The sequence below is a fragment of the Pseudomonas sp. LBUM1679 genome (assembly GCF_059695565.1).
Genome location: NZ_CP166774.1, coordinates 6,067,242 through 6,087,073, shown reverse-complemented (window position 1 = coordinate 6,087,073; position 19,832 = coordinate 6,067,242). Strand labels below are relative to the sequence as shown.

The window sequence follows — 19,832 nt, the reverse complement described above, 5'->3', positions numbered from 1 at the left end:
CTTCACAGGTCGGGTGCTTCATGAATACGACGTCTTGCGTGGTAGTGGTCGGGTACAACGGCAATCGGGTTCACGATATCCAGAAGCTGCGCGACCTCTGCAAAAAACTCTATAACGCCCGGTTGATTTTGCTGGTCGAGCAGATTCAGCCCGATGACGATCAGGTGGCGGATCACGTGTGCTGCACGTCCCTGGCGCCGGAAGATGTGGCGGACTCCCTGGAACTGGTGGCGGGTTGCCTGGGTGCCGACCGCTGGAAACTGATCGGGGTGTTGCCCTTTTCCGACCGTGGCGTGCTGCTCGGCGCGGCGCTGGCGACCCACTACGGCTTGCCTGGCATCACTCCGGGCGAGGCACGGGCGGGGCTGGACAAACAGATTTTTCGCAAGCTGGAAGCGGCGGCGAGCACTGCGCCGGAGCATTACCGTGCGCTGTTTTCCGCCCGAATCGAGAGCCTCGGCGAGCTGCGCCAGCGGGTGGTCGAGCTGGGCGGCAGAGCCTTTATCAAACCCGCCTGCGAAGGCGCGAGCAGAGGCTGCCGGGTCATCCGTCATCCGTCTGAATGCGACGAGGCGTGGCAGGCACTCAAGCCGTATCGCGAAGGCGGCATCGTCCTCGAAGAGTTGATCCAGAACGCTCGGGAATACAGCTGGGACTACGTGGCCGGCAGCACCTGGATCACTGAGAAAACCACCACCGAAGGCGCCTATCGCGCGGAAATCCAGCAAGTGGTGCCGGCCCCGTTGACGACTGAGGTGCAGGCGCGCCTGGCGTCAGCCGGCCAGCACATGTCCGGCCTGGTTTCGCTGGATAACGGTGCCTATCACAACGAAGTTTTCCTGCGCAGCGACGGCCTGACCTCGGCGGTGGAAACCAATATGCGCCCCGGCGGCATGCATATCTGGGACCTGGCGCGCCTGGCGTTCGTCGACTTCGATCCCTGGGAGCGCTGGGTCAGATGGGCGGTAGAGGGCAAGATCGACCATCACGAGCCCGTCGCCCGGGGCTATTGCGGTATTCGTCTGCTGCGAGCACCGGCCGGCGGCCTGTTGCGCTACGTGCCGGACATCGAGGCCCTGGCCCGGGAACTCGACATCGAGCTGGTGGAAGCGGTGTACACCATGCGCCTCAGTGACTCGGTCACGGCACTGGTGAAAGACAACACCTCGTTTATCGGCCACATCGTGTTGTTCAGCGAGGACTACGGGCAGCTCAGCGCCAACCTGTTGCGTCTGGCAGAGGCGATCGAGTCGCGCGTCGAGATCACTTGTCTGGCTGCACCGTCGAGAGCGGTGGGCTAAGCCGTCGACATCAATGTTTTTCGCATTATTGGTTATGAGGGTTGGGTCAATGATTGAGCACATGAGCTGTGATGAACGTTTCATCGCCCTGGCAAAAGAACTCGGCTACGACATCTATGGCGAGAATACCGCCGGTGGGCATTATGCGCCGCTGGTTCGGCATCATGACGAGCTGTATGTCAGTGGCCTGGTGCCGCGCATGAACGGAGAAATGCAGTATCCCGGCAGAGTCGGGCTGGAACTCAGCCTGACGGACGCTCAATCGGCCGCCAGTATCAGCGCGATGCGCGGACTGGCGCTGATCGTCGACGCCATCGGTTCGCTGGATAAAATCAAGTCGCTGATACGGATAACGGTCTATGTGAAATCCACCGCGGATTTTGTAGACCTGAGCGAAGTGGCCAACGGTGCGTCGGATGTATTCAGCCATGTCCTGGGGGATGCCGGTAAACATACTCGAACGACCGTGGGTGTTTATCAATTGCCAAAAAATGCCGCGGTAGAAGTGGACATGATCGCGGCGCTGAGACCCTCGGTGTTATAAATATGGGGCATGCGGCTTTACAGCGCTGAATGGTTGGCCTAAGGTTCGGCCATTCAAGTCGACCCAATAAGTTGGAACTCACGGATGAATAACGTTCAAGGTGCGTTTTTTTCATATAAGGACTTTCGCCAGAGTTTGCACCCGCGGCCGCTCAGTGCTCGGGTATGGACGGCGGGTGAACTTGCAGACGTTCGCCAGCGTCTCGAGACCAGCGAGGTCGATATTGTCGCGCTGGCCCATGAAAAAACTATCGAAGGTTGCAAGTTGACGCCAGGCATGGCGGTGTCCATGCAATGGTTGAAACCCGGCACGGCGCTGAACGGCCACGTACATGCCTGGTGGCACCTGTTCATCATCCAGTCCGGCAGCGGCGCGTTGACCTTGGGAGATGCCGATGAAGTCAGCGTCAGCCCCGGCGACGTGTTGCTGGTGCCGGCCTGGACCCGGCACGGTTTCGTCAACACCAGCGCCACCGAACCGCTGGCCATGCTGAACATGAGCAACATGCCGCAAATGGAGCTGCTCTGCGGTTCAGCCATGGCCTGATCACTCGCCCGCCGTTATTTTTCCCCGCTGTACACCAGGGAGTCCGCGTTCGCTGACTCCCTTTTTCGTTTCTGCGACCCACCTCCCTAACCCTCCTGGCGAGCTGCGTTTTTCCACTGTCTGTATCGATGCAAACAGATAATTTCTGTATCTGTTCAGCGCCCGATCAACTAACTAGGATCGCTTCCAAGGCAACGGATTAATGCGGTTAATGCAAGGGAGCGTTCTATGGAAAGTACCAGGTTTAAATTGTATGTTGGCGCAGATTTTGTCAGTGCTTTTGCAATGTCGGCATGTGTGGCGCTAAAAGAAAAACAACTTTCATTTGAACTTGTCACACTTGATTTAAAGGCGCGTGATAACTATCAAGCGAGTTATCGTGATGTGTCGCTGACCTGCAAGATTCCCACCCTGGTTCACGAAGGTTTTGCCCTGTCGGAATCTTCGGCCATTGCCGAATACCTGGAGGAAGTGGCACCGGGGCATCAAACACTCTTCCCGCGAGACATCAAGCAGCGCGCCCGCGCTCGTCAACTCCAGGCCTGGCTGCGCAGCGATCTGCTGGTGATTCGCAAGGAGCGCCCGGCGGACCTCATCTACTTCGGCAAAAAAGATAACCCGCTGTCCGACGAGGCCCTGGCCGCTGTCGGCAGATTGTTCTTCGTGGCTGACCGGTTGCTGGAAGAGGGCGCTGATCATCTGTTCGGCGACTGGAGCATCGCCGACACCGACCTGGCAATCATGCTCAACCGCCTGCTTGCCAATGGCGATCAGGTGCCTGCGCGACTCGCGGCGTATGTGCGCCGCCAGTGGGATCGCGACAGTGTTCGGGCGTGGATGGACATGGAGCGCGCAGCGCCGGCCATCGCACTCTGAAATATCCAGGGCCACCGCCAGGCAATCATCAGGAGCGCTGCCATGCAGGGACTGTCGGAGCAGGAAAGATACAAACCCTATAACTCACGCACCATCCGCGAGACGCCGTACTGGCAGAAACTGACGCCAGCATTGCAGGAGGCCATGACCGTGGTCGCCAGGGTCATGCCGTTTCGCACCAATGAATACGTCTTGGGCACGCTGATCGACTGGAACAACATTCCCGACGATCCGATTTTTCGCATGACCTTTCCTCACAAAGACATGTTGCTGGCGGACGAGTATGCCTCGCTCAAGCAACTGATCGAACGGGATGATGCCGGCGCCATCAAGCGCAGGATCGAAGCGATCTGGCAGCGCATGAACCCTCATCCGGCCGGGCAGCTGACGCACAATGGCGTGACCCTCGACGGCAAAGTCCTGCCGGGCATTCAGCACAAGTACCGCGAGACCGTGCTGTTTTTCCCCGGTGCCGGTCAGACGTGCCACGCTTACTGCACCTTCTGTTTCCGCTGGGCGCAGTTCATCGGCGAGGAAGAGCTCAAGTTCAATGCGCGTGAATCCCAGGAGCTGGTGAGTTACTTGCGGGTGCACCCCGAGGTCACCGATGTGCTGATCACCGGCGGCGATCCGATGATCATGAATACCCGCTCGCTGGCCGGTTACATCGAGCCGTTGCTGGCATTGCCCAATCTGAAAAGTATCCGCATCGGCACCAAGTCCGTGGCTTATTGGCCGCAACGCTTTGTCAGCGACAAAGATGCGCCCGAGCTGCTCGAGCTGTTCAAACGGATCGTCGCGGCGGGGAAAAACCTGTCGATCATGGGGCATTACAACCACCCGGTGGAAATCCGCCAGGACATCGCCCGCCAGGCCATCGAACGCATTCGCTCCACCGGGGCCACCCTGCGCATGCAGGCGCCTGTGATCCGGCACATCAATGAGAACCCTGCAGATTGGGCGGCGCTCTGGACCGAAGGCGTGCGGCTGGGGGCCGTGCCTTATTACATGTTCGTCGAGCGTGATACGGGACCCAGCCATTACTTCGCGATGCCACTGGCGCGGGCGTTCGAGATTTTCCAGGCGGCCTATCGCACGGTGTCCGGGCTGGCACGCACGGTGCGCGGGCCGTCCATGAGCACCTTCTACGGCAAGGTATTGATCAACGGCATCGAGACCGTGGCCGGGGAAAAGGTCTTTGTGCTGCAGTTCCTCCAGGCCCGCAATCCGCAATGGGTGTTGCGCACCTTCTATGCGCGATTCGATCCGCAGGCGACCTGGTTCGACGAATTGAGACCGGCGTTTGGCGAGCGCTTGTTCTTCTTTCAGCCCGAGCCTGTGGCAGTGCCCGAATTGATACCGGTCCTGCTCGAGACAGCGTAGGACGATTCTTCAGGAGATATGGATATGAGCGGTATCCCGTTTGATCAGCGAGAAGGGTTTATCTGGCTCGATGGCGAGTTCGTCGAGTGGTCCCAGGCGCGGCTGCATGTACTGACCCATGGTCTGCATTACGCCAGCACCGTGTATGAAGGAGAGCGCGTCTACAACGGCAAGATTTTCAAACTGCGTGAACACACCGAGCGCCTGTATCGCTCGGCGCAATTGATGGATTTTGTCATTCCCTATGAACTGGCCGAGCTGGAGGCGGCCAGCCATGAACTGCTAAAACGCAACAGTGTGGTCGAGGGTTATCTGCGCCCGGTGGCGTGGCGCGGCAGTGAAATGATTTCGACCTCGGCGCGCTTCAATCGCGTGCATGTGGCGATTGCCTGCTGGCAGTGGCCAAGCTATTTCGACCCAGCAGGGCACATGGCCGGCATTCGTTTGAAGACCGCCGAGTGGCGTCGTCCGCCGCCGAGTTGCAGCCCCTTCGAAGCCAAGGCGTCCGGGCATTACCAGATCGCCACACTGAGCAAGCACGACGCGGAAAACAACGGCTATCACGATGCCCTGATGCTCGACTGGCGGGGCCACGTCGCCGAGGCCACCAGCGCCAATGTGTTCTTCGTCAAAGACCGGATATTGCACACACCGCTGCCGGACTGCTTCCTCAACGGCATCACCCGCCAGACCGTCATCGAACTGGCCAAGACCCTGGATTACCAGGTGCTCGAACGCACCATTGTTCCTACGGAGCTTGGCGACTTCGACGAATGTTTTCTCACCGGTACCGCTGCACAAATCACCCCGGTGCAAAGCATCGATCAGCAGCGCTATCGACCGGGCCGCGCCTGCCGCGAATTCATTGCCGCTTACACCTCAACCGTCAACGCCTGATAAACAGCCAGGAACCTCACCATGTCAGATCAAGGGATTGTTGCGTCTGCACCTTACGTTTCACTGGGCCACCGCCATGAGGAGTTGTCGGCGCGGGGCTGGACGGTGCTGACGCCAGGCGAATTCGCCTACGATGTGCTCGGCACGCTGCATGAGTTCGGCCCGGTCATTCCGCAGTTCAATGGCCAGACCGCTTTCGCCATCACCCGCAAGCCGGGGTACGAAGACTTGCCGTATTCCCAGAGCATGAACGGCATCGGCCCGCACACCGAAGCGCCGGTCTACGGACCGCCGCCGCGCTACCTGGCATTGCATTGTCATCAACAGGCCACGTGCGGTGGCGGGCATACGGGGCTGGTGGACGGTTATGAATTCCTGGCGTTTCTCGGGCGCACCGATCCGCAGCTGCGTGAATGGATCGACGACACGGCGGTGGAGTTCGTTGCCACCGCCAAACCCGGCGAAGCGGCGCAACACCGGGTCAAGGAATACATCCTGACGCCGACCGAGGAAGGGGATATTTTCCGCTTCAGCTACAACCAGTTTCACTACGGCGATGTGAACCCTTCCAAGGAAGATCTACTCCATTCCCAGGTCGCCAGCAGCGACTCGCCACTGGCCAGGTTTGCGGTGCTGGGCGAAGCGTATTTCGTGCAGCACAACACCCCGGTGCTGATTCCCGACGGGTGCATGCTGATTTGGGACAACTGGCGAATGATCCACGCCCGCAGTCGATACACTGACCCGGCGCGCCACCTGACCCGCTATTGGCTGGCCTGATTCATCCGTCGCCCACTCTTCCATCGGCGTACCCCTTGGCGGGTACGCGTCCTACAGGTATCGCGTCATGCAAACAGCAATCGAGATCGCCAAGGTCGATCACCAACTGGTCGTGCGGCTCAATCAGTCCTGGACCAAAAGAGCCACGGTGTGTGCACAGGACAAGGCCGAGCCCCGCGAAGCGTTCGATCCGGCACGCCCGGATTATCCGGAGTCCATGGTGCCGTTTTTCCATCACCCGAAATTCCAGGCCCTGAGCGACGAACTCAAGAGCACCGTGGTGACCTGGGGCTGGATCGGCTACAACTTGCGCACGGTGACCGCCGAAGAACATGTGGTGAACCCGGCGCTGAGCGTCATCGCCAATCAGTACCTGGGCAAGAACGACTGGCATTTTCGCGAGGCCATGCAGCAGACCCTGATCGACGAGCACTACCACACGCTCATGCACCTGCGGGCCATTGAGCGCACCAGGGAGGAACGCGCACTCGATCAGGATCTGGACTTGCCGCCGTCGGTGACCTACCTGCGCCTGCTTGCCCTGCGTAAAGAACTGCCCGAGCAATGGCAGCGGGATCTGGCGGCGATCACGTTTGCGGTGGTGGCCGAGATCAGCGTCAACGCCTATCTGGATCTGCTGGCCGACGATCAGAGCATTCAGCCGCAAAACCGTCGGGTGGCCGAACTGCATAATCGCGACGAGTATGCCCACAGCAAGATTCTCGCCGAAGTGGCGAAGGTCATGTACGCCAACATGCAACCGCCCCAGCGGGCATTTTTCGCTCGCACCTTGTCGGTGGCGCTGAGTGCCTTTATCGCTCAGGACTACTCGATGTGGGAGGCGATTCTGACGCAGCTCGGGGTCGAGGACGCCGCGCTGATCATTGCCGACACCCGGGAGAGCAACAAGAACGCCACGATCATGCGTGACTATAGCGGCCTGCATCGGCTGGCCCAGGATCTTGGCATCAGTGACGAGATCGATTTCGACTTTCGTCCGACCCTCAACGCCACGGCAGCGGCTTGAATCAGGAGGTGAATATGTCCGTTCCTGTGTACGAAGTGTTCGCCATCCGTGTCGGTGCCAATGCCCAGCGCACCGCCCGGGAGAATTTTCTATACGATGCATGCTGCGGTGATCCCGATGCGTCCATGCCGCTGGATTACTACTTCTGGGTCATCCGTAACGCGCAGCAGGTGATCGTGGTCGACACCTGTTTTCAACCGGCCACGGCGGATCGGCGCAACCGGCAGATGTACCGCCTGCCGGAAGAGTCCCTGCGCCAGCTGGACATTGATCCGGCGCAAGTGGACAACCTGATCCTCACCCATTTGCACTGGGACCACGCCGGTAACCTCGGGCTGTTTCCGAAGGCCACCGTGCATCTGCAGGAAGCGGAATTGCGCTTCTGTACCGGGCCGAAAATGGCCCATCGCACGGTGAACAAAACCTACGAGGTCGACGATGTGATGTCGGCGCTGCCGCCGTTGTTTGAAGGGCGGATGCGCTTGCATAACGGCACGGTCGAGGTGTTGCCCGGAGTGACCTTGCACCCGGTGGGGGGGCATACGCCGGGTAGCCAGGTGGTGCGGGTGAACACCGAGCGTGGGTGGATTGTCCTGGCTTCGGATGCTGCGCATTTGTGGGCCAACATCCGTGAACGTAGCCCTTTTCCGATTCTGGATGATCTGGCGCAAACCCTTGAGGCTTTCATGGAAATCGACCGTCTGGCCGACAGCGAAGACCACGTCATTCCCGGCCACGACCCGCTGATCGCCGAGCGTTTCCCGCACTGGAATGACGATCCGCACATTATCTGCCTGCACGCAAATCCCCTGTAGGAGCCGGCTTGCCGGCGAAGGCGTCCTTGAAATTTGCATCGTCTATTCGAGTGCCTTCGCTGGCAAGCCAGCTCCTACAAGGTATGTGTCAGCCTTGGTTTTTGAGGAGTTGGCCGAGGGTCGCCAGCGCCTCATCTATCCGCGGTGAATACGGCGTACCACAACCAATGCGCACAAAGTGGTCAAAACGCTTGGTATTGGAAAAGATATCCCCAGGTGAAATCTGGATGCCAAGCTTCAACGCTTCTTGAAAAAGCACCATGGACGAATAGTGGCAAGGCAGTTCCACCCACAACAGCGTACCGCCCTGAGGGCCGGTGACGCAGGTACCTGGAGGAAAGTAGCGGGTGATCGCCACGCTCATCTGCTGGCGTTGTTGCGTCAGGGTTTTCCTTAACCGGCGCAGGTAACGTTCGTAGGACGGGGTCTTCATGAACGCACTGACCGCCAGTTGCGACAGCGCTTCGCAACCGCGGGACTGGGTGTGCTTGAGCATTTCCACGCGGTCGTGCCATTTTCCCGCACTGATCCAGCCCAGGCGCATGCCCGGTGCCAGGGTTTTGTTCAGCGACGCGCAATAGATCACATTGTCGGTTCGGTCCCAGTGTTTGAGGGTGGACAACGGCTGCTCGGTATCCACCAGGTCGCCATAGGTGTCGTCTTCGATCAGCACGGTATTGTGCTCTGCACACACTTGCACCAGCCGCGCCTTATTGGCATCCGGCATGATGCTGCCCAAGGGATTTTGCAGGTTGGGAATGACGATCAGCGCCTGAATTTTTTCGGGGCCTTGCAACAGTTGGTCGAGGGCCAACAGATTGATCCCCGCATGCGCCGTCGCCGGGACTTCCAGTACCCGCAGGTTCAGGCTTTCGAGAATTTGCAACAGGCCGTAAAAGGTCGGCGACTCCACCGCCACGGTGTCGCCGGGTTGGGTCACCGCGCGCAAAGCCAGGTTGATCGCTTCGGTCGCGCCATTGGTGATGACAATCCGCTCCGCGCTCAGGTTCGCTTTGGCGGTCAGCGCCCGTCGGGCCAGGATATGACGCAATGCGCTGTGACCGCAGGTCGACCCTGCCGCGCCGAGCAAATGCTGATCCTGGCGCAGCGCCTTGAGCATATGGTCCTGCAACGTCTTTAGCGGATAGAGTTCCGGCGCGCAGTAGGCACTGGCCAAATTGACCTTGATCGTCGCACGCTGGCTGGCCTTGAGTACCCACGACACCTGTTCGTGAATGCCGACATAGACACCGGTGTCCACGGGTGGGGGAGGGGTGATGGCGCGTGGCTTGGGCACGTCGTCAGGCTGGCGAATATAGTTGCCGGAGCGCGGACGGGCTTCCAGCACGCCGTAGTCCTCGAGTTCCCGGCATACCTGGACCGCAGTCGACAGGCTGACGGCGTGTTTTTCCATCATCAGCCGAATGGAGGGGAACCGCTCCCCCGTTTTCAAGGTGCCGCTGCGGATCGCATCGAGGTAGTGGTTGGCTAACTGACGGTACAAGGGGAGCGTGTGCATGATGACCTCAGCAATCGCACCACTGAAGTCTTGGGCTGGAAAGTGAGTTGACGCTCCCCGCAGGCGGACCCGTGGTGTTCAAGGGTTAAGGGAAGTGTTCTTTCTGCTGTCGATACTGAGAGAGTAATCGTGCTTTTGCTGGAGTCGCGGGCAATAAAAAGCCCCGCTCTAGGGCGGGGCTCCTGGGCGGGGCTCTTGGCTCAGTGGCGTCTGAAGCGCCGCTGGCAGGGGGGTGTTACTGGGCGGCGATGCTGTAGCCTTCGAACGCGGTTTGCTGCTGAAGCGCGGTGATGATGTTTTTACGGTTGACCGCTTGCTCGGCCCCCGCATTGTCCAGGAACGTCGCGCTTTCCAGCTCCGCTTCATCGCCTTCGCCGACGAAGGTCAGGCCGAGGAACTCCAGGGCTTTACGGTCTACGTTCAGACTCGAACGCGGAGTCCGCAGCGGCAGCGTGACGCTGATGCCGTCTTTGCTGATGATGAACACTTCGCCGTCCTTCTTGGCCCGTGCAGCCTTGCTCTTGCCACTGGTCGGGTTGCTGATGGCCTGGTGGGTCTGGTTCAGCACCTTCAGCGCCAGACCGTAGACGATTTCCTGAAAGGCCGGATCGTCCTTGAAGCTGGAGAGAATCCGGCTGATCGGGAATTTGCTGCTCAAGTCTTCCAGGGCCGCGATGTCGGCTGCTTCGGCGTCCTTGAGTTGCTTGAGTTCGCCCATCAGTTCGTAGGCGGTATCGTCGTCGAAGCGGTCGTGAGCCTGGCGAATCGCGGCACGCAGCTCACGGATCTGGTCGCTTTCCCGGGTGGACTGAAAAGCGTCCAGGACCATCTCGCTGATGGTCTTGGCCTGGGGTACATGCTGTGAAAGATTGATGGAGTTTTCGTATTCCGCTTTGGACGACAAGGTGACTACGGATTCAGCGGTATTGGAATCGGACATTGAAATTTCACTACTTCTTTTAACTTGGGTTGAGGCGAGAAAGCACGGGGCTTTTCAGGCCGCCTAATCTATTGGACCTGCGCCGGATTGTCACGGCTGTCGGACAAAACACCTGACAGCGCCCCCCCTGTAGGAGCTGGCTTGCCAGCGAAGGCGGTGTGTCAGTTAATACATGTGTCGACTGACACACCGCTTTCGCTGGCAAGCCAGCTCCTACAGGGGGGCGGTCTTCAGTGAGCGGAAAGTCTGGTAAAACCTGATCGAACGCCCACAGAACAAACCGCTGGCAACGCCCGACGCACACGCCTTGAGCAACATGACCGGCAGGGTCTTCGATTGTTGCGGGTGAACCTCGGCCTCGTAGCCAAAGTAGTAGTTAACCGCAAAGAACAGCAGATAAAGCGCCAGGGTTTTGATCGTGCCCGGCAGGATCAACGCGGTTCCCGTGTCATCCAGCGTGACACCCTTGGGTGAAAAAATCACCAGCGCGGCGGCGCTGCCCACCATTACGGCGACCATCCAGTAGCCTACCGATAACGATGAATGGAACGACAGGTTCAGCGAATACAGGGACCAGCCGAGCACAATCGGTGGTGTGATCAACAACGACGTTTTGCTCTCGCGGGTTGGGGAGAGGGCTCTGATGCCGAGGTAGCAGAGCAGCACAAAGATCGCATAAACCCACAGCGGGGTGTTTTGCAGGGCGTTGAGCATTGGGCAGCGTCCTTGCCAAAAAAATGTGCGGGCATAATAGCCGTGCTCCGTTAGAAGCAGTCGACTATTTCCCCGGCACCATCACGGATGAAGCAATTTCTGCTCGCGTTTGTCGGTCGCGTTGAATGGTCTGTCGTCTTCGCGAAGCAGGCACCAGGGTTCATCAGGCCAGCCCCGGTGTATTCAGGTTCAACGAGCGCACCGCCAAGGCGGTCGCGGTTTCTTCATCCAGGGCCAGCGAAAAGATAAACGTAGCACCTTGCCCAGGCACATCCACCAGACGAATCTCACGGCCATGCAGCTGCAGGATCCGCTGCACGATGCGCAAACCCAGGCCCCCGTCACGTCGTGCCCCACCAATGTTGAACGGCCTCAGGAACAGACCTTCCCGTAGTTCTGCCGGGATGCCCGGCCCGCTGTCGCTGACAGTGATTTCGACGAACTTGCCTTGCGCAACGAGGCTGATGCCGATGGTTCCTCCAGGCGGTGTGTGCCGCAAGGCGTTGTCGAACAGGTTGGTCAGTACACGCTCGATCAGCCCCAGGTCGGCAAACACCCCGGATACCGTCGGTGCAAAGCTGGCCTCGAGTTGCACTTGCCGGGCCTCGGCCGTCAGTTCGAATTTCTGGAAGATGTCCTGCACCAGATCGGTCAGGGAAAAGCGCTCCAGCACCGGTTGCACGAAACCGTGTTCCAGGCGCACCAGTTCCAACAGCGACTGCGCCAGGCCACCGACCTTGCGGCTTTGATCCAGGGCGATGCCCAGGTAGCGGCGGCGATCGGCGGGGGATAATGTTGCATCCTTCAAGGAAAGGGTTTCCAGGTAACCGTGCAGCGAGGCTAATGGCGTGCGCAGGTCGTGGGAAATGTTGGCCACCAGTTCGCGGCGTTCCTGATCCTGGCGGGTCAGCGAGCGCCATTGTTCGCCGAGGCGTGCCTGCATCTGCCGGAAAGCGGCGTCGAGGATAGCGATCTCATCGTGGCTGGCAGCTTTTTCTACCGGGGCGGGCACGACTGGCGCGACCGGGACGCCGTCGATGTCGAACTGGCTGACTGTTTCGGTCAAGCGTCGCAAGGGGCGAGTGATCAGTGCAAAGGCCGTCAGGCCGGCAATCAGGCACAACAAGGCGGCGAGCCCGATGGACACCAAGGCGGTATTCAGCGCTGCGCTGGTGGCGCCGCGTTCGGCGAGGCGGTCGCGCTCTTCGCTGAGCAACACGACATACAGGTAACCTGCCGGTTTGCCGTTGACCTGCAACGGTGCGGCGCTGAACACCTTGCGGCCATCGGCGCTGCGCGGGTCGTCGCCGACAATCGGCAGGGCATCCCCTCTGAGCAGACGCTGGATCGGCGCCAGGTCAATCCGCTGCCGGCGTATCCGCCCCTCGGGTGCCGCGCTGCCGACAATCGCGCCTTCGGTGTCCAGCAGATAGACCTCGACGCTAGGGTTGACTTGCATCAGCTTGCTGAACAGCTCGCGCACGGCATCGGGCATCAGGCCATTGGCATCCATCAGTACCGTGTCCTGGGCAATATGCTGCGCCAGATTGCGCGACAGCCCTTGCACCACCTCCAGTTCATGCATCTGGCTGGAGCGCACCTGCATCCACGCCGAGGTAGCGCAGCACACCAGCAACAGCACGGCGAAGACCAGGGACAGGCGTTGCGTCAGGGTCAGCCTCATGAGCGCTATTACTCCTTCGCCGCGAACTTGTAGCCACGACCCCACACCGTGAGGATTCGTGTCGGTTGTGCCGGATCGGCCTCGATTTTCGCGCGCAGGCGGTTGATGTGCGTGTTGACCGTGTGCTCGTAGCCTTCGTGGCTGTAACCCCACACGGCATTGAGCAGGTCCATGCGCGAGAACACTTTGCCGGGCTGGCGGGCGAAAAAATATAACAGGTCGAACTCCCGGGGTGTGAGGTCGAGGCGGCGGCCGTCAAGGGACACCTCCCGGGTAATCGGGTCGATGGAAAGGCCATCCATGATCAGGCTGCCGGCGTCCATTTTCAGGTTGCGGGCCATGGCGTCGACCCGTCGCAGCAGTGCTTTGACCCGGGCGACCAGCTCCAGCATGGAAAAGGGTTTGGCCAGGTAGTCGTCTGCACCGAGTTCGAGCCCGAGAATACGGTGGACCTCGCTTGCGCGTGCACTGGTGATGATGATCGGTGTGTAACGGGCCATGGCGCGGGCACGGCGGCAGATTTCCAGGCCGTCGACACCGGGCAGCATCAGGTCGAGGATCAGTGCATCCCAGCCTCCTTGCTGCAGCAGGCGCATGCCGTCGTCGCCGTTGGCGCAGTGCACCACCTCGAACTGCTCATCGCGCAGATGCAGGCAGATAAGGTCGGCGATAGGCAGGTCGTCCTCGACCACGAGGATGCGTTTGGTGGGTTCCATCAAGCTCAATCCTTCGGCGCGATGAGCGCATTGTGCGGGTTTTTCTCGGCTGGAGTTATCACGAATTGTTTAACTCTCCGTGAGGGTTTGGCGATCAAACCAAGCCTAGGCTGTGTTCCATGTCAGGCACCTGGATTTATCGGAGAAGATCATGTTTTCACGGCGGCAGTTTCTTGGAACGTGCGGCGGGTTGGGGGCTGCAGCCCTGGTGGTCGGTGTATTGCCAAAATTTGCCGCGAACGCTGCACCGGTCAGTAATGCCAACGCGGCGGAGGATTTCGAGGTGAGCCACAGCGACAGCGAATGGCGCGCCATGCTCAGCGCCGAGCAGTACGAAATCCTGCGCGAAGAAGGCACCGAACGGGCCTATGGCAGCCCGCTGAACAATGAACACCGTGACGGCATTTTCGGCTGTGCCGGCTGCGATCTGCCGCTGTTTTCCTCCGCGACGAAGTTCGATAGCCGCACCGGCTGGCCGAGCTTCTGGGCGCCGCTGGACAAGGCCGTGGCCACTCGTCAGGACCGGTCCTTCGGCGTTGTGCGCGAAGAGGTTCACTGCCGGCGATGCGGCGGTCACCTGGGGCACGTCTTCGATGACGGGCCCAAGCCCACCGGCCTGCGTTATTGCATGAACGGTCTGGCGCTGACCTTCAAGCCACAGGTGGCTTGATCCTTTCTCTCTTTGTGCGCCAGACCGGCAGCGTCAAGGACCGGACCTTCAGCATCGAGTTTCTCGATCCGGGTGTCTCGGCCCATGCCTCTACCTTCGGTTGATCGCCCTTTCATTCACCCAGGAGTCAGCCTCATGAAAACCCTGTTCACCTGGCGTCGCGCCCTGTTGGGGCTGGCTGCCGCTGGCGTCATCGGTCAATGCGCGGCGTTCTCTTTCGGTGCCGCTGAACAAGCCGTGCTCATTCCACCTCCGACCCTCGATGAAACGACCCAGGCCCGTAGCGAGACCGTGGTCCTTGCCGGCGGCTGCTTCTGGGGCGTCCAGGGTGTGTTCCAGCATGTCAAAGGCGTGAAGCAGGCCGTCTCCGGTTACGCTGGCGGTACAGCCGACACGGCTCGATATGAGCGGGTCAGCGAGGGTGATACCGGCCATGCGGAGTCCGTCGAAGTGACCTTCGATCCGACTCAGGTCAGTTATGGCATCTTGCTGCAAATCTATTTCTCTGTGGCCCATAATCCGACCGAACTCAATCGTCAGGGGCCTGACACCGGAACCCAGTACCGATCGGCGATTTTCCCGCAAAGCAGCGAACAGCAGCGCGTGGCTCAGGCCTACATCGCCCAGCTCGACGCCACCCGTTCGTTCAACAAGCCCATTGCGACCCGGCTTGAAAACTACAACGGTTTCTACCCGGCAGAGGAAGAGCATCAGGACTTTCTGACCGAACACCCGACCTATCCCTATATCGTGATCAATGACCTGCCGAAGGTGGCGCAGTTGAAGCGGCTGTATCCGGATCGGTATCAGGAAAAACCGGTACTGGTGAAGGCGGGGATGTGAGCAGACAGGGAGGCACTCTTGGTTCAAGGTCTGCTGAGCCGGCTAGAGCTTGCCCCATCTCTGCAAGGCGAAGTCGACGAAACTACGCAGTTTCGGCAAGCGATAGCGATCCTGGGCGTACATCAGGCTCATAGGCCGGCTCGGTGGCAAGTAATCCGACATCACGGCGATCAGCTTTCCATTCTTAAGGTCTTGTTCGACCAACGCATCGGGCAGCAGCACGATACCCATGCCGGTTCGTGCCGCTTGATGCAAGCCTGCGGAGCTGTTGATCAGCATGGGTCCACTCACCGCCACAGCGACTTCGCCTTCCGGCCCAATGAGCCGCCACACCTTTTCCACCGAGTGCCAGTCATCTCCGGCCGGGTAGGCGAAGGACAGGCAGTCGTGGTGTTGCAGGTCTTCAGGTCTTTGCGGGTTGCCTCGTCGCGCCAGGTATTGCGGTGAGGCGCACATGGTCAGGGGGTAGGCGACCAGTGGACGGGAGATCAGGTTGGTCTGTTCCATGTTGCCCAGGCGAAAGGCCACGTCGAATCCGTTCTCGAGCAGGTCCGGACGCCGGTTGGTGAGGACCACATCGAGTTTGACCCGCGGACACAGCAGGGTGAATTCGCTCAGGGCCGGTGCCAGTTTTTCACTGCCGAACGTCAGCGGTGCGGTGATGCGCAGGGTGCCGCTCGGCTCGTCGAGCGCCTGCTCGGCCAGGCGCTCGGACTCGGCCACCAGCCCCAATACTTCAAGACAGCGTTGATAGTAGGCCGTGCCGAACTCCGTCAGCCGCTGGCGTCGCGTCGTACGGTTGAGCAAGCGCACCCCCAGGCGTTGCTCCAGCGCCCGCAGGTGATTACCGACCATGGTCGTGGACATTTCGCACGCTGAAGCGGCGGCAGTCATGCTGCCAGCCTCCACCACTTTCACGTAGACGGTCATTGCCTGGAACAAATCCATTATCAAGCCCAGCTTTTAAATGATTGAAGTTTTACAGCGTTTATCTAGCTCAGGTGGCTAACCATACTTTAAAAACACCGACTATTGATGGAGCCTGATGTCATGACCGCCGCTTGCCTGATGAACACTTACCAACCCCTGGCCTTGAGTTTCAGCAAGGGCCTGGGCACGCGCCTGTGGGATCAGGCCGGTCGTGAGTACCTGGACGCGGTGGCGGGCGTGGCGGTGACCAACGTCGGTCACTCCCACCCCAAAATTGTCTACGCCATCAGCGAACAGGCGGGCCTGCTGTTGCACACCTCCAACCTGTACAGCATCGACTGGCAACAGCGGCTGGCGCAGCAGCTGACGCAGTTGGCGGGCATGGATCGGGCGTTCTTCAACAACTCCGGTGCCGAAGCCAACGAGACCGCGCTGAAATTGGCGCGTTTGTACGGCTGGCACAAAGGCATCGAGCAACCGCTGGTGGTGGTGATGGAGAACGCTTTCCACGGCCGCACGCTTGGCACCTTGTCCGCCAGCGACGGCCCGGCCGTGCGTCTGGGTTTCAATGAGCTGCCGGGAGATTTCGTCAAAGTGCCGTTCGGCGACCTCAAGGCGCTGGACAAGGTGCAGCAAGCCCACGGCCCACGCATCGTGGCAATCCTGATGGAGCCGATCCAGGGCGAAAGCGGCGTGCAACTAGCCCCGCCCGGTTACCTCAAGGCCCTGCGTGAACTGTGCAACCGGCGCGCCTGGCTGCTGATGCTCGACGAGATCCAGACCGGCATCGGCCGCACCGGCCAGTGGTTTGCGTTCCAGCACGAAGGCATCCTCCCGGATGTCATGACCCTGGCCAAAGGCCTCGGTAACGGCATCCCCATCGGTGCCTGCCTGGCCCGGGGCAAGGCCGCCGACCTGTTTACCCCCGGCAGCCACGGTAGTACTTTCGGCGGTAATCCACTGGCGTGCCGCGTGGGTTGTACCGTGCTGGAGATCATTGAGGAGCAAGGCCTGTTGGCAAACGCCAAACTGCAAGGCGAACGCTTGCTGAGCAGATTGCACATCGAATTGGCGGACGATCCGAACGTCCTGGCGATCCGTGGCCAGGGCCTGATGATCGGCATCGAGCTCAAACAGCCGATTCGCGACCTGACATTGATCGCCGCCCGGGATCACGGTTTGCTGATCAACGTGACCAGGGGCAAGACCATCCGCCTGCTGCCGCCGTTGACGATCGATGAGCGTGAGGTGGAGATGATTGTCAGAGGGGTTTGTAGGGCACTGAGTGCAACCTGATATCCCCCGGGACACACACAATCCCCCGTAGGAGCTGCCGCAGGCTGCGATCTTTTGATCTTGATTTCCGGCTGAGCTGGAATCGCCTGGAGATCAAAAGATCGCAGCCTTCGGCAGCTCCTACACGACTTGTGTCTCGGTCAGTTTTATCAGCTTTTCTGCCCGTAAGTTAGCAATCGACTTGAACAAACGTTTCGCATTGGCTTTCGAGCTCAAAAGGTAGGCGGTTTCATCAAATGCTTTGGCATTGGCCGCAGAGCCTTTTTCGAAGTGGTCGCTATCTGGTTGTTGGAGGGTTCGCATCGTGGTTCTCCGGATTCGAGAGTCACTCAGTATCCATCGACTTCCCAAAAGACGTTTCCGTGATGGCTGTAATCCCGATCCGATTTACGCGCCATCCTCCTGCACCCAAGTTTTTCTATCCCACCCCCACAGATCTTGTGCGTTGTGACCAAAACGGCCATTCGCGATAGTGAATCCACGGCCCAGGCATCCGCCTCGGCAGCTTCACTCAATCGATGACCCCTTGGAGAACGACCATGAAACTGCAAAACAAAGTAGCTCTGATCACCGGCGGAACTTCTGGTATCGGCCTGGAAACCGCCAAACAGTTTCGCGATCAAGGCGCGCATGTGATCGTCACCGGGATCAACCCGGAACGCCTCGAAGCGGCCACTCAGGAGCTGGGCCCGAACTCGATGGTGATCTCGGCCGACCTGCGCAAGACTGCAGATCTGGACAAGGTCATAGCCGCCATCCGCACCCGCTACGATCACATCGATGTGCTGTTTGCCAATGCCGGTGCCGGCACTGCCGCCCCACTTGAAGCGGTCACCGATGAGCAGGTCGACGAGCAGTTTTCCCTCAACTTCAAAGGCATTTTCTTCACCGTTCAGAAAGCTTCGCCACTGTTGGTCAAAGGCAGCAGCGTGATTCTCACTACTTCGTTCCTGAACCGCGTCGGTGCACCAGGTTTATCGATTCTTTCTGCCAGCAAGGCCGCCGTTCGTTCACTGGCCTTGACCTTGGGCGCCGAGCTCGCTCCGCGCGGGATTCGTGTCAACGCGATCAGCCCTGGCCCGATCAGCACTCCATTTCACAGCAAGCTGGGGTTGTCGGACGCCGATTTGAGTGCGGTCGCCGCCAGCATCGAATCGCAAGTGCCGCTGGGACGTTTCGGCGAAGCCAGTGAAATTGCCAGCACCGTAGTGTTCCTCGCCAGTGACGACTCGTCCTTCATGACCGGTTCGGAAATCATCGTCGACGGCGGCATCTCGCACTTCTGATCCCGCTTCAACCACCGGCTGTCCCGGAGTAACAGGCGCACTTTGAAATGACTTTAGAGTTGTTTTGACGATGAGCTGTGGGCGCTTGCGAGACAGACCGGGGGTTCAAACCATCGAATTCAATGTTCAAGACTCAGAGGCTCGAATCATGAAAACGTCGAATAGCGTCACCACTCAATTCATCGAAGCCGACGGCGTGCGGGTGTTCTACCGTGAAGCCGGTGATGCCGATGCTCCGGTCATGTTGCTGCTCCACGGCTACCCATCGTCGTCCCACCAATACCGCAACCTGATTCCGCTGTTGGCCGAGCATTACCGCGTCATCGCGCCGGATATGCCGGGCTTCGGTTTCACCGAAGTGCCTGAATCGCGCGGTTATGTGTACAGCTTCGATGCGCTGGCCAAGACCCTTGGCGATTTTGTCGAAGCGCTGAATCTCAAGCGCTTTGCGATGTACATTTTCGACTACGGCGCACCCGTTGGCCTGCGTCTGGCCCTGGCTCATCCACAACGCGTGACCGCTCTGGTTTCGCAAAACGGCAATGCTTATCTGGAAGGGCTCGGGGACGCCTGGGCGCCGATCAAGGCTTACTGGGCCGAGCCGACTACGACCAATCGTCAAGTGATTCACGACAACGTGCTGAACCTGGACGGCACTCGCTGGCAGTACCTGCATGGTGTGGCCAACCCGGACGCGGTGGCGCCGGAATCGTACTTGCTCGATGACCTGTTGATGCAGCGTCCGGGCAACAAGGAAATCCAGCTGGACCTGTTCCTGGATTACGCCAATAACCTGAAACTCTACCCGGCTTTCCAGCAGTTCTTTCGGGATACACAGCTGCCGACATTGGTGATCTGGGGCAAGCACGATCCGTTCTTCATTCCGCCCGGTGCCGAGGCCTATTCCCGGGACAACCCGAACGCGGTAGTGGAGTTGCTCGACACCGGCCACTTTGCCCTGGAAACCCATGCCGATTACATCGCCGAGCGGATTGTCGAGGTGATTGGTAAAGCCACATTCTGAATAGTTTCAATCATGAACAATGACCCGAACGGCTCGTGCCC

At 59.6% G+C, this 19,832-nt stretch carries 21 protein-coding genes; 14 read left to right on the top strand and 7 right to left on the bottom strand.

Annotation, left to right across the window (positions count from 1 at the left end):
* The first annotated feature begins 20 nt into the window (after nt 1-20).
* The 9 genes from ACA062_RS27745 to ACA062_RS27705 all read left to right on the top strand — a co-directional run bounded on the left by ACA062_RS27745 (nt 21) and on the right by ACA062_RS27705 (nt 8,169).
* Entirely contained in the window at nt 21-1,301 is a 1,281-nt protein-coding gene (locus tag ACA062_RS27745) for a biotin carboxylase (RefSeq protein ID WP_497453888.1), read from the top strand.
* A gap of 49 nt (nt 1,302-1,350) precedes the next feature.
* Nucleotides 1,351-1,845, top strand: coding sequence for a RidA family protein (locus tag ACA062_RS27740; RefSeq protein ID WP_497453887.1), 495 nt, complete (start codon nt 1,351-1,353; stop codon nt 1,843-1,845).
* 84 nt (nt 1,846-1,929) lie between these two features.
* Nucleotides 1,930-2,391: a cupin domain-containing protein gene (locus ACA062_RS27735; RefSeq protein ID WP_497453886.1), complete on the top strand. Its 462-nt coding sequence runs from the start codon at nt 1,930-1,932 to the stop codon at nt 2,389-2,391.
* Between the two features lie 228 nt (nt 2,392-2,619).
* Nucleotides 2,620-3,267: a glutathione transferase gene (gene yfcF / locus ACA062_RS27730; protein ID WP_497453885.1), complete on the top strand. Its 648-nt coding sequence runs from the start codon at nt 2,620-2,622 to the stop codon at nt 3,265-3,267.
* 42 nt (nt 3,268-3,309) lie between these two features.
* Entirely contained in the window at nt 3,310-4,650 is a 1,341-nt protein-coding gene (locus ACA062_RS27725; protein ID WP_497453884.1) for a KamA family radical SAM protein, read from the top strand.
* 24 nt (nt 4,651-4,674) lie between these two features.
* On the top strand, nt 4,675-5,547 hold the full coding sequence (locus ACA062_RS27720) for a branched-chain amino acid aminotransferase (RefSeq protein WP_497453883.1): 873 nt from the start codon (nt 4,675-4,677) through the stop codon (nt 5,545-5,547).
* Nucleotides 5,548-5,568: 21 nt separating this feature from the next.
* On the top strand, nt 5,569-6,327 hold the full coding sequence (locus tag ACA062_RS27715; protein ID WP_497453882.1) for a TauD/TfdA family dioxygenase: 759 nt from the start codon (nt 5,569-5,571) through the stop codon (nt 6,325-6,327).
* Between the two features lie 67 nt (nt 6,328-6,394).
* Nucleotides 6,395-7,354, top strand: a complete 960-nt coding sequence (locus ACA062_RS27710; RefSeq protein WP_497453881.1) for a diiron oxygenase — start codon at nt 6,395-6,397, stop codon at nt 7,352-7,354.
* 14 nt (nt 7,355-7,368) lie between these two features.
* Nucleotides 7,369-8,169, top strand: a complete 801-nt coding sequence (locus ACA062_RS27705; protein WP_497453880.1) for an N-acyl homoserine lactonase family protein — start codon at nt 7,369-7,371, stop codon at nt 8,167-8,169.
* An 88-nt stretch (nt 8,170-8,257) separates the two neighbouring features.
* Here the strand turns inward: ACA062_RS27705 and ACA062_RS27700 are convergent, their stop codons facing one another.
* The 5 genes from ACA062_RS27700 to ACA062_RS27680 form a co-directional block, all read right to left on the bottom strand.
* Complete coding sequence (locus ACA062_RS27700; protein WP_497453879.1) at nt 8,258-9,688, bottom strand: aminotransferase-like domain-containing protein; 1,431 nt, start codon at nt 9,686-9,688, stop codon at nt 8,258-8,260.
* Nucleotides 9,689-9,923: 235 nt separating this feature from the next.
* Nucleotides 9,924-10,628, bottom strand: a complete 705-nt coding sequence (locus ACA062_RS27695; RefSeq protein WP_497453878.1) for a hypothetical protein — start codon at nt 10,626-10,628, stop codon at nt 9,924-9,926.
* Between the two features lie 213 nt (nt 10,629-10,841).
* The gene (locus ACA062_RS27690) at nt 10,842-11,342 is read right to left on the bottom strand and encodes a hypothetical protein (RefSeq protein WP_497453877.1); all 501 of its coding nucleotides are present in this window, start codon (nt 11,340-11,342) and stop codon (nt 10,842-10,844) included.
* A 163-nt stretch (nt 11,343-11,505) separates the two neighbouring features.
* A complete protein-coding gene (locus ACA062_RS27685) occupies nt 11,506-13,026 on the bottom strand; it encodes a sensor histidine kinase (RefSeq protein WP_497453876.1) in 1,521 nt (506 codons plus the stop codon).
* 8 nt (nt 13,027-13,034) lie between these two features.
* The gene (locus ACA062_RS27680) at nt 13,035-13,742 is read right to left on the bottom strand and encodes a response regulator transcription factor (RefSeq protein WP_497453875.1); all 708 of its coding nucleotides are present in this window, start codon (nt 13,740-13,742) and stop codon (nt 13,035-13,037) included.
* A 151-nt stretch (nt 13,743-13,893) separates the two neighbouring features.
* On the opposite strand from ACA062_RS27680, the gene msrB reads away from it, so the two are divergent.
* Both msrB and msrA read left to right on the top strand, forming a co-directional pair.
* Complete coding sequence (msrB, locus tag ACA062_RS27675) at nt 13,894-14,412, top strand: peptide-methionine (R)-S-oxide reductase MsrB (protein WP_497453874.1); 519 nt, start codon at nt 13,894-13,896, stop codon at nt 14,410-14,412.
* 135 nt (nt 14,413-14,547) lie between these two features.
* Nucleotides 14,548-15,255 (top strand): peptide-methionine (S)-S-oxide reductase MsrA, encoded by a 708-nt coding sequence (gene msrA / locus ACA062_RS27670; protein ID WP_497453873.1) that lies wholly within the window; start codon nt 14,548-14,550, stop codon nt 15,253-15,255.
* A gap of 42 nt (nt 15,256-15,297) precedes the next feature.
* Here msrA and ACA062_RS27665 read toward each other — a convergent pair whose 3' ends face one another.
* Nucleotides 15,298-16,203, bottom strand: coding sequence for a LysR family transcriptional regulator (locus ACA062_RS27665; RefSeq protein WP_497453872.1), 906 nt, complete (start codon nt 16,201-16,203; stop codon nt 15,298-15,300).
* A gap of 102 nt (nt 16,204-16,305) precedes the next feature.
* Here ACA062_RS27665 and ACA062_RS27660 point away from each other — a divergent pair, with 102 nt between their 5' ends.
* Nucleotides 16,306-17,481 (top strand): aspartate aminotransferase family protein, encoded by a 1,176-nt coding sequence (locus tag ACA062_RS27660; RefSeq protein ID WP_497453871.1) that lies wholly within the window; start codon nt 16,306-16,308, stop codon nt 17,479-17,481.
* Nucleotides 17,482-17,601: 120 nt separating this feature from the next.
* Here ACA062_RS27660 and ACA062_RS27655 read toward each other — a convergent pair whose 3' ends face one another.
* Entirely contained in the window at nt 17,602-17,784 is a 183-nt protein-coding gene (locus tag ACA062_RS27655; RefSeq protein WP_497453870.1) for a type II toxin-antitoxin system Phd/YefM family antitoxin, read from the bottom strand.
* Between the two features lie 236 nt (nt 17,785-18,020).
* Between ACA062_RS27655 and ACA062_RS27650 the strand changes: the two genes are divergently transcribed.
* Nucleotides 18,021-18,767: an SDR family oxidoreductase gene (locus tag ACA062_RS27650; RefSeq protein WP_497453869.1), complete on the top strand. Its 747-nt coding sequence runs from the start codon at nt 18,021-18,023 to the stop codon at nt 18,765-18,767.
* 148 nt (nt 18,768-18,915) lie between these two features.
* Complete coding sequence (locus tag ACA062_RS27645) at nt 18,916-19,791, top strand: alpha/beta fold hydrolase (protein WP_497453868.1); 876 nt, start codon at nt 18,916-18,918, stop codon at nt 19,789-19,791.
* Nucleotides 19,792-19,832: the final 41 nt, after the last annotated feature.